The organism is Sinomonas sp., assembly GCF_051955515.1.
GTDB lineage: Bacteria > Actinomycetota > Actinomycetes > Actinomycetales > Micrococcaceae > Sinomonas.
In genome coordinates this window covers 1-6985 of sequence record NZ_JBQCGQ010000156.1, presented here as the reverse complement: position 1 = coordinate 6985, position 6985 = coordinate 1, and the positions used below count along the sequence as shown (strand labels likewise).

General features: G+C 65.8%; 7 protein-coding genes and 1 pseudogene. 1 reads left to right on the top strand and 7 read right to left on the bottom strand.

Annotated features, from left to right (window positions below):
* From ACTHL9_RS08785 to ACTHL9_RS08755, 7 genes and pseudogenes are all read right to left on the bottom strand, one after another.
* A partial coding sequence (locus ACTHL9_RS08785) for a thiolase family protein (RefSeq protein ID WP_440518472.1) occupies positions 1-1013 on the bottom strand: 1013 nt, incomplete at its 3' end.
* On the bottom strand, positions 1013-2347 hold the full coding sequence (locus ACTHL9_RS08780) for an MFS transporter (protein ID WP_440518471.1): 1335 nt from the start codon (positions 2345-2347) through the stop codon (positions 1013-1015). The genes ACTHL9_RS08780 and ACTHL9_RS08785, both read right to left, overlap by 1 nt.
* 111 nt (positions 2348-2458) lie before the next feature.
* Positions 2459-3259 carry an IclR family transcriptional regulator gene (locus ACTHL9_RS08775; protein ID WP_440518470.1) on the bottom strand — a complete coding sequence of 267 codons (801 nt, stop codon included), beginning with the start codon at positions 3257-3259 and terminating at the stop codon, positions 2459-2461.
* Positions 3256-3567: pseudogene (locus ACTHL9_RS08770) on the bottom strand (helix-turn-helix transcriptional regulator); the annotation flags it as partial. The gene ACTHL9_RS08775 and the pseudogene ACTHL9_RS08770, both read right to left, overlap by 4 nt.
* 57 nt (positions 3568-3624) lie before the next feature.
* Complete coding sequence (locus tag ACTHL9_RS08765) at positions 3625-4290, bottom strand: hypothetical protein (RefSeq protein ID WP_440518469.1); 666 nt, start codon at positions 4288-4290, stop codon at positions 3625-3627.
* 52 nt (positions 4291-4342) lie between these two features.
* Positions 4343-5467, bottom strand: a complete 1125-nt coding sequence (locus ACTHL9_RS08760) for an LLM class flavin-dependent oxidoreductase (RefSeq protein WP_440518468.1) — start codon at positions 5465-5467, stop codon at positions 4343-4345.
* A complete protein-coding gene (locus tag ACTHL9_RS08755; protein WP_440518467.1) occupies positions 5464-5925 on the bottom strand; it encodes a flavin reductase family protein in 462 nt (153 codons plus the stop codon). Before ACTHL9_RS08755 ends, ACTHL9_RS08760 begins: the two co-directional genes overlap by 4 nt.
* A gap of 198 nt (positions 5926-6123) precedes the next feature.
* Here ACTHL9_RS08755 and ACTHL9_RS08750 point away from each other — a divergent pair, with 198 nt between their 5' ends.
* Entirely contained in the window at positions 6124-6906 is a 783-nt protein-coding gene (locus ACTHL9_RS08750; protein ID WP_440518466.1) for a cyclase family protein, read from the top strand.
* Positions 6907-6985: the final 79 nt, after the last annotated feature.

Sequence of the window (6985 nt, the reverse complement as noted above, 5' to 3'; positions counted from 1 at the left end):
GACGCGACTTCCACGAGTCCGTGCATGCCGCCCGCGGCACCCGCCTGACCGGCCGAAAGCTGGCCCCCGGAGGTGTTCAGCGCGAGCTTCCCGCTCGAGATCCACGACTCGATGTACGCCGGAACGTCGGCTCCATCCTCGATGAACCCCGAATCCGCGAGCTGGGCGACCACCATGGCCGGATAGTCGTCATAGACGCTGACCAGGTCCGCCTCCCGCGGCGAAATCCCGGACCGTTCCCAAGCGAGCGGTGCGCAATCACGGAGGCCGGTGCGCAGGCCGTCTCCCGATTGGTCGTCGAAGTTGTAGCTCGCGGTGACAGCGAGGACCTTGGCGCGACGGCGTCCCGGCAGGCGGTCATCGGCGACCACCACCACGGCATCGGCGCCCGTCACGGGCGGAACGCAGTCATAGCGCCCAAGGGGATCAGCCACCATCGGGGCTGCGAGGTACTCCTCGAGGGAGAGCGGATTTCGGTAGACGGCTCCGGGGTTATCGGTAGCCCAGGCCCGTTGGGCTACGGAGATCTTGCCGTAGTCGGTGCGTTCCAGGCCCCGGGAGTTCATCTGCCGTACCGTCAGCATGGCGAAGAGGGCGTTGGGGCCAGATATCGGAAGCGGTGCCAGATGCTGCTCGGTGGCGCGGTTGTAGCGGGCGACGAGCCGTGAGAAGGCGCCCCGATCCATCACGTCACCCGCGGCGAGGACGACGACGGAGGCGTCACCCGCTTCGATGGCGCGAACGGCGTGTTGGAGCATGGTGCCCCCGCTGGCGCCGCCGTTCGAATCCTGCATGAGCCACGAGAGCTTCATCCCCATCCGCCAAGCGAGATCGATGGCGTGATCGGGCTCGAGGGTGAAGCTCGAAACGCCGAATCCGTCGACATCCTGAACGGTGAGGCCGGCGTCCCCCAACGCGCGACGGACGGCTTCAGCGATGACCTGTGAGGTGGTTGTTCCAGGGGGAGTGTGGCGCATGTACGGCGACTCTGCGGCCGCGATGATGGAGGCCATCAGACGTGCTCCTTCGCGACGTGCGCGTCCCGTGACGAGATGCGAGGCCCCACTTTTCCTGAGAAGGCCAAGGCGACGAGGGTGATGCCCGCGAGGATGATCATGTAGATCGCCACAGGCACCGAGCTTCCGTAATTGATGAGCAGCGCGGTGGCGATGAGCGGGGCGACTCCGCCCGCGAAGACAGCGGCGAGCTCGTGGCCGACCGACATGCCGGAGTATCTGATTTCCGCGCTGAAGAGTTCGTGGAAGAAGGCCGGCTGCGAACCGATCATCGCGGCATGGCAGATGCCGTTCCCGATGAAGTAGGCCAGGATGACGAGAACCGGTGTCTTGGTGTCGAGCAGCGTGAAGAACGGGAATGCGGTGACCGCGAGAGCGGCCGCACCCAGAGCGTAGACCTTTCGCCGGCCGATCTTGTCCGAGAGATCCCCGAAGAACAGCATCGTGCCGAATTCGAAGAGCATGGACAGGGCCACCCCTGAAAGCAGGATTCCGGCGTCAATTCCGACATGGACGCCATACACGATGGAAAACGAGGTGATGAGATACGAGCCGCCGTTCTCCGCCATGCGAAGCCCCATGGTGACGAGGATTTCCTTGGGGTGGCTCTTGATGGCTGCCAGCACAGGAACTCGTGGACGGGCGGTGTCCTTCTTGACGGCTTCGAACTCTTTGGATTCCGGGAGTCGGTAGCGGACGTAGATCCCCACGCTGAAAAGCACGATGCTGAATAGGAACGGCAGCCGCCACCCCCACGTCATGAACTGCTCTTGCGGCAATGACTGCACCAGGAAGAATGCGCCGGAGGCAAGGACGAAGCCGATGTTGATGCCGCCCTGGCTGAAGGCCGAGAAGAACCCTCGCCGCTTGGCGGAGGCATTCTCGCTGATCAGCAGGACCCCGCCGCCCCATTCACCCCCGGCGGCCGCGCCTTGCAGGACACGGAGCATCATGAGCAGCACGGGCGCCAGGATCCCTACCTGCCCGTAGGTAGGCAGCACGCCCATGAGGAAGGTCGCGATTCCCATGATGGAGATCGTCAGGACGAGCGCTGATTTCCGGCCGACGCGGTCGCCGATGTGCCCGAAGATGAGCCCGCCCAGCGGCCGGGCCGCGAAACCCACGGCAAAACCTGCGAAGGCCCCGAGAGTCCCGACCAAGGGATCGGTGCCCGCAGGGAAGAACAGGCGCCCGAAGACCACCGCAGCGGCGGTTGCGTATAGGAAGAAGTCGTACCACTCCAACGCGTTGCCCGCGAGTGAGGCGACGACGTAGCGCTTGATGCCTCCGCCGCCCGCAGATTGGGGAGGGTTCTGCGTGATTCCGGACATTGTCTGCTCCAATCGGAGTTGCGGGCGGGGGCCCAACGAGTGAGAACGGATGTCTCGCTTGAGCAGCAATGGTCGCCTCTTGCGGTGACGCTCGAAAGGGAAAAGGTCCACTCAGCGGACCGGTTGTGAAGTGCCTCCGGACAGAGCGCGAGAGAGGGCACTGCCGGCCAGCAGCACGGTGGGGGCGAAGCGTGCGACGTCGAGCCGACTGATGGGAGCGACGATTGACAGGCTTGCCACGAGCTCATTTCCGCGGAACACGGGGGCTGCGATCGCGCCGTATCCGAGGATCAGCTCCTGGCGGTCCACGGCGTATCCCTGCTTCCGCACATGCTCGATTTCCGCTAGCAGTTGATTTGGGTCAGTGATCGTGAATTGGGTGCTTCGGCTCAGATCACCCTCCATGAAGCGGTTGCTCCGGTCCGGGTCGCCGAACGCCAGCACCACCTTGCCGGAGGCACTGGTATTGAGCGGGATACGTCCCTCGACCAGAGTGGCCACTTGGCCGCGACCGCGGAGGCCGACGTACTTTTCCCCGAACAGGATCTCGTCGTGGCCCGGCAGGGACAGGAGGGCGGTTTCGCTGGTGGCTCGCGACATGTCCTCGAGAAACGGCGCGGCCGCTAGGCGCAGGGATCGGTGGGCGGGTGCTCGTTGGCCCAGTTCGAAGAGCCAACGCCCGAGCCGGTAGCGACTTCCATCGCGGTCCAGGAGGCCGCAGGCAACGAGGCTCAACGCGAGGCGATGGGTTGTTGCTTTCGGCAGGCCACTGCGCCTCGTGAGCTCGTTGAGGCCGAGGCTTGGGGTGTGTGCGTCAAAGGCGCCGAGAATTGCGGTGGCGCGCGCCAGAACGGCCTTGGGATTCGCCTCGACCCGCTGGTCGCGGTCGCCGGTCTTGTCCGCTTCCGTCACGAGCGGGCCCGTTTCAGAGTTGCCGACGGTGCTTCGCCGAAGCGTTCGAGGTAGTAACCCGCGAAGCGGCCCAGATGGGAGAAGCCGGCCCTGGCAGCGGCCGTGGCCACGGTCAGGCGGTCGGCGAGCTGCCGGTCGAGAAGGAGGGCACGCGCCCGGTCGAGCCGCAGCTCCCGCAGGATCTGGGCCGGCGTCGCGCCGAGGTGCTCGGCGAAGGCAGCGTACAGCTGCCGGGGGCTCACGCCCACGGACGCGGCGATGTCGTCCACGGTGAGTTCTTCGGCCAGCCTGGCCTCCATGAGCCGACGCGCGGCCGCGAGGTACGAGGGTCCCCGGCCCGTGGTTTTCGGCGCCTCGAGGACGGACTAGGACGAACCCAGCGACGACGAGAGGTGAGGGGCCAGGCCCAGCGTCATCGTCGAGAGAAGCGAGGAGACAAGGGCCTTGACCGTGATTTCGGCGGGAGGCTCGGAATCGGCCCCGAGGACCCTGCAGGCTTCGAGCCAGGCGGCCTCGACGAGCCGCGGAGAGGCGAGGCGCAGCGGCCGCTCGGAGGAGAGGACGAGCGGGGCCCGGAGCGGTTTCGACTGGAGCGACTCCAAATAATCCTCGACGACGGCGGCCTCCACCGAGCCCACGAGGGCGCCCGAATGCGGATCGGGCGCCATCCTCGTGCTGTGGCGCGAGCTGAGCGCGAATGGCTCTCGGGCGATCCACTGGTGGCCGTTGGACTCGACCCCCATCGGCCCGAGCGGCAGGACGATGACGACCTGCCTGCCCGAGGGAGGGCTCTCGACTCCGACCCTCGCCCCGTACGCCACATGCACGAGCCCCATCGGTCCGAGCTGGATTCCGTCGGCAGACCCGTCCAGCGAATGCCCCTCGAGGAGCGCGAGCTCGTGATGCTCGTTGGTGAGGCTGTCCACCGTGTCGCGAATCTCGCGGGGTGAATGCGTTCTGGTCAGGGGCCTGCCGCCCAGAGGCCGGTCCGGCTCTGGACGGGAATCGGGCGGCAGGCCTTCCCACGTCATCGTGTCTCCTAGGGGATCTGGCTTCTATGCTAGAGCGTCCCCGTGAGGTGAATCACACCAAGGCGGCTGCTGCCCCTTGCGGAACACGAACGCCGCGGGTCTCGAGCCGGGGCAGGACCTCTTGGGCGAAATACTCGAGTTCCCCCGCGTAATCGACAAACGCGAGAGTCATTCCGGCAAAGCCAGCGGAATGGACCTTTTCGATCGCGTCGGCGACGTCGTCGGGCGTGCCGAACATCGGGAGCGATCCATGGCCTGAGGCGAAGCGCTCGCGCATTGTGGCGAGCATTTCCGGCGTGAAGGATTGCGCATGAAGCCCCTGGAGGCCCATGAGATAGTCGACGGCGCCCCAGTCGGCGTTCTCCTCCGCGTAATAGTGCACGAATTCCTCGGCCTCGGCGCGGGTCGGGCGGCAGACCACGTGTCCGAGAGTGAGAACTCCCACCTCGCGGCCGAATTCGCCGCGGGCCTGTGCCTTGAGCCCGGACGCGATCGTCGCGCCTGTTTCAGTGTCCGGAATAATCGTGAAGACGAAATCGGAATTCCGGGCAGCGAATTCCCGACCCTGCCGTGAAGAGCCGGCGTTCAAGACCGGCACCCGTCCGCCACGCGGCTTCGGTTCGGATTCAATGTGATCGAGATTGAAGTAAGTGCCGTGATGGTCGAAGATCTCGGCCTTCGACCACGCATCGCGGACTACGTCCCACCACTCCTGGGCGAATTCGTAGCGCGCATCGTGTTCCTGGGGCATCTCCACGCCCATGGTCTCGTACTCGGGCTGGTTCCAGCCGGCCACAAGGTTGAGCCCGGCCCGCCCGCCCCCTCCGATCTGATCGAGCGTCGCAATGGCCTTCGCGATGGCGAGCGGGTGATTGAACGCGGTGTGAATCGTGGAGAACACATTGATCTGCTTTGTGGAGGCCAGCAGTCCCGCCGCCCACACAACAGGGTCCAAGACGTGCCCGTGGAAATTGGTGTCCCCCTTGTAGCCGATCCACCGCGCGATGGGAAGGAGGAAGTCCAACCCCACCTCGTCGGCGAGCTTCGCCATGCGGAGATTGTCTTCCCAGCTCGCGCTCCAGCGTTCGGGAATTTTTGTCACGGCGAGTCCGCCGGAGCAATTGGGGGAGAAGAGGCCGAGCTTGAATCCTCTGCCGTCGAGAATGCTGCGGGTCATTTCGCGTCCTTTCGTGAGTGTTCAATGCGCCTGACTTCGCCGATGATGATGAGGTGATCTCCGCCGTCGTACGTTTTCCAGGTTCGGCAGTCGAACCTCACAGCACCCGCGTCGAGTATCGGGGTGCTGAGTTCACTCGTGCGGGTTTCCAAGCCCGCGAATTTGTCGGTGCCACGTGCGGCGAAGCGCGGGACCAGGTGGGAATCCTCGTCGTCGAGGATGTGAATCGAGAAAGCGTCAATGGTGCGCCAGGACTCGAAGCTCGTCGATTGGCGGTCGACGCACCACGAGACGAGCGGAGGATCGAGCGAAACGGAGGTGAAGCTATTGGAGACGAGGCCAATTCTCGCCCCCGGAGCGGGGCGCGCGGTGATCACCGTAATGCCCGATGCCCAATGGCGCATCGCCTGCCGAAGGTCCGAGCCGGTGACCAGTTGGTCCAGCGTGATGGTTTCCATGACCATTGATGGTGCGGCTCGCGGCGCACCTCCGGCTATCCGATTCCTGCGGGGTGCTATCCGGATCCTGCGGTCGGAGAATGGGGCCTAGCCGGAAGGCTCAACGGCTGCTATCGTTTTCGGTCATAGACATCTTGTGACGGTCGTCACTCATGCGACACGACCCCCCAGCTCCCCTACTTCCCCTCAGGAGTCCACATGTCACAGCTCTCCGCATTGCTCGCCTCGCTCGCCCAAGGTGCGACGCGCGTCGTCGACCTGACCAACACCCTCTCGAGCGAGACCCCGACCCTGCGCCTGCCCGACCCCTTCGCGAACCTCGTGGACTTCAGCCTCGAGGAGGTCTCCGCGTACAACGAGCCGGGGCCGTTCTGGAAGCATCACAACATCAGCACGGGCGAGCACATCGGGACCCACCTTGACGCTCCCATCCACTGGGTGACCGGCCGAGGGGGCAAGGACGTCTCCCAGATCGAGCCGTCGCGGCTGGTCGGGCCGGCGTGCGTCCTCGACGTTGCGCGCGAGGTGGCCGCTGACCCGGACTTCCTCGTCGACGTCGAGCACATCAAGGCGTGGGAGGCCGAGAACGGCGCTCTTCCGGAGAACGCCTGGCTGCTCGTCAGGACCGGGTGGGATGCGTACGCGCAGGATCGCGAGCGGTTCCTCAACGCCGACGAGAACGGTCCCCACACCCCGGGCTTCACCGTCGAGTGCGCGCGCTGGCTCGCCGACGTCGCCCCGATCTCCGGGGTGGGCGTGGAGACCGTTGGCATCGACGCGGGGCTCGCGGGCGGGATGGATCCGGCGTTCCCGATGCACAACTTCCTGCTCGGCGCGGACAAGTACGGCATCACCTCGCTGCAGAACCTGGGCGAGCTCCCGGCAATCGGTGCGCTCATCGTCGTGGCGCCCCTTCCCATCGTCGGCGGCACCGGCTCCCCGGCACGCGTGCTCGCGTTCGTGGAGGGCCAGCAGGCATGACCGCCCAGGTCCAGGCAAGCACCGCGCCCCCTTCACCCGCCGCCCCGGCCCGGGAGACCGTCGCCGAGCTCGTCGGGCG

Bases quoted from the DNA above. Each gene is read 5' to 3' on its own strand.
- ACTHL9_RS08780 (WP_440518471.1), bottom strand. From the start codon at position 2,347: ATGTCCGGAATCACGCAGAACCCTCCCCAATCTGCGGGCGGCGGAGGC.
- ACTHL9_RS08765 (WP_440518469.1), bottom strand. From the start codon at position 4,290: ATGACGTGGGAAGGCCTGCCGCCCGATTCCCGTCCAGAGCCGGACCGG.
- ACTHL9_RS08760 (WP_440518468.1), bottom strand. From the start codon at position 5,467: ATGACCCGCAGCATTCTCGACGGCAGAGGATTCAAGCTCGGCCTCTTC.
- ACTHL9_RS08755 (WP_440518467.1), bottom strand. From the start codon at position 5,925: ATGGAAACCATCACGCTGGACCAACTGGTCACCGGCTCGGACCTTCGG.
- ACTHL9_RS08750 (WP_440518466.1), top strand. From the start codon at position 6,124: ATGTCACAGCTCTCCGCATTGCTCGCCTCGCTCGCCCAAGGTGCGACG.